Origin of the sequence: Rhodopirellula maiorica SM1 (genome assembly GCF_000346295.1) — a bacterium.
Classification (GTDB): domain Bacteria; phylum Planctomycetota; class Planctomycetia; order Pirellulales; family Pirellulaceae; genus Novipirellula; species Novipirellula maiorica.
The window spans coordinates 1-2653 of the sequence record NZ_ANOG01000657.1 but is presented as its reverse complement, the minus strand read 5'-3'; the positions used below and the strand labels follow the sequence as shown (position 1 = coordinate 2653).

1 protein-coding gene and 1 pseudogene are annotated in these 2653 nt (G+C 56.0%); both read left to right on the top strand.

The window, feature by feature from the left end:
* A partial coding sequence (locus tag RMSM_RS21075) for a multiheme c-type cytochrome (protein WP_040768674.1) occupies nt 1-1824 on the top strand: 1824 nt, incomplete at its 5' end.
* 117 nt (nt 1825-1941) lie between these two features.
* Nucleotides 1942-2628 (top strand): annotated as a pseudogene (gene nadA, locus RMSM_RS21070) (quinolinate synthase NadA); the annotation flags it as partial.
* Nucleotides 2629-2653: the final 25 nt, after the last annotated feature.

The window sequence follows — 2653 nt, the reverse complement described above, 5'->3', positions numbered from 1 at the left end:
AGGATTAGCTGGGACACCAAAGCGAAGCGATGGTTCTATCTGCGTCCGCCTGACGTCAACGACAAACTCGAACCCAATGATCCGCTGCATTGGACTGGAATTGCACAGCGTTGGCAAACGATGTGCGCCGATTGCCATTCAACGAATCTGAAAACCAATTTTGATCCGAAAGCGAACCGCTACCATACGACGTTTTCCGAGATCGATGTCAGCTGCGAAGCCTGTCATGGTCCCGGCAGCCTGCATGTGGAACTTGCCACCAGCAAATCGCTGTTCTGGGACCGCCGCTACGGTTACGGGCTGACCAAACTAAAAGGCGAAAGCAACCAACCGCAAATCGAAACGTGTGCTCCGTGCCACAGTCGACGTGGTGTCTTGGACGGGAACTTTCACGGTGGCGACACCTATTTCGACCACTATGCGTTGGAGCTGATGAGTCCCGCGACCTATCATGCCGATGGGCAAATCAAAGACGAAGTCTACGTGTTTGGTTCGTTTATTCAAAGCAAGATGTATCACAAGAACATCCGCTGCAGCGATTGTCACGATCCACACTCGTTGGAGCTAAAACACAAAGGCAACGAAACTTGCACATCGTGCCACCAACATGCTGCGGGCAAATACGATGTGCCGTCGCATCACCATCATGTGCCTGGGACGGCCGGGGCGATGTGCGTGAATTGCCATATGCCGCACACGACGTATATGGAAGTCGATCCACGACGTGACCACAGTTTGCGGATTCCACGACCCGATTTGTCCGTGAAAATCGGAACACCCAACGCGTGCAGCAGCTGTCACATCGAAGACGTTCGCAACGAGTTGGATCCGGCGACACTCGAAAAAATCGACCAGTACGCCGATTGGTTGCGGTTGGCCGAGATGGGTAACGAGGACGTTGCCGATGCGGTCGCCAAAGTCGATCAGTGGTGTGATGATGCTTGCGATAAATGGTATGGCGAACAACGCGCGACGCCGCCGCATTTCGGCGAAGCGTTCGCTGCGTTTCGTGCTGGCGAACCTGGGGCGGTCGATGCCATGGTTAGCTTGGTCACGGAGACGGACGATAAGGTTCCTGCGTACGCTCGCGCCACCGCATTATCCGAGCTTGGTCAAGCAGGAGTCGCCGAGGCGTTGCCGGTTGCGCGTGAGCTGTTAAAGAAAGAGGCCGAGCATCCGTTGGTTCGCACGGCCGCGGTGACGGTTTACATGATGGCATCGCCCGAGCGGATTGCGAAGGATCTGTTTCCATTGCTCGAGGACGAAATGAAACCGGTGCGTGACGAGGCGACTCGCGTGATCATCGCGACCGGTGCTGTGCGGCAACTGGACGAGACAAAACGAAGCCAAGTCGAATTGGCCGCTCGCAGTGTCAAGGCAACTTTGATGAACACGGCGGACCGAGCGGGCGCGCACATGATGTGGGCGGCATTGGCCGAGCAACTTGGCCGCTACGGCGAATCGATCGAATCGTATCAGGATGCGATCCGTGTCGAGCCGAACACGACCGGGGCTAGGTCCAATTTTGCCGAATTGTTGGATACGTTGGCTCAGGGCAATGGGCCGCAAGCCGGTGAAATGACCGCGCTCGCCAAGCAGCTTCGTGCAGCCGAATTGCCGCTGATCGCCCGAGATGCCAGCTTGGTTCCTGATAACGCTCATCTGCAATACCGTTACGGATTAGCGTTATATCAGGCCGGGAAATACGGCGAAGCGTTGTCTCAACTGGAAAAAGCCGCCGAATTGGCTCCTGAGGTCGAGATCTATCACACTGCGGTGCGATTGCTGAAAGAGAAAATTGCCGAGCAGGGCGAATCTGAATAATCGCCGCCGGCAAGGCCCATCGATCAAATGTGGGGTTTCGGGGTAGAATCAATAGAGGCGTACTGCCGTGATGCGGCTGAGATTGCCCACTGCTTTTTTGTTATCGAAGGATATCCGTTGAACGCGACCATCACCCAACATGACCAAGACGCGATCCACTCGCTGGCGTCTTACCGCACGCTTCAGCCCGAAGAATTGCAAGCCCGCATCGAAGCCGTTCGATCCGAGCTAGGCGATTCGCTTCTGATTTTGGGACACCACTACCAACAAGACGAAGTGATCGCGCATACCGATCTTCGCGGCGATAGCTACAAGTTGAGCGAAATGGCTGCGGCCAGCCGGACCTGCCGCACCATCGTTTTCTGTGGTGTTCACTTCATGGCCGAAACCGCCGACATCTTGGCAAATCGCCCCGAGAAATTGGCTCAGCGAGATGGCCAGCGCGTCACCGTGCTGCTGCCCGACATGGCCGCGGGCTGTTCGATGGCCGACATGGCAGCGATCAAGCAAGTCGAAGAGGCATGGGAAGACATGTCCGAAGTGATCGATACCGATCGCGTCATCCCGGTGACGTACATCAACAGTGCCGCTAGCTTGAAAGCGTTCTGCGGTCGCCATGGTGGAATCGTCTGCACCAGCAGCAATGCTCGTGCGGTGATGGAGTGGGCATACGAACGCGGTGACCGTGTCTTCTTTTTCCCCGATCAACACCTCGGGCGCAATACGGCGTTGGGCATGGGGATCAGCGAAAACGAAATGCCCGTGTGGGATCCCTATGCACTTGAACTGGGTGGCAATACCGAAGCTGGCTTAGGAAAACAGTAAAGTC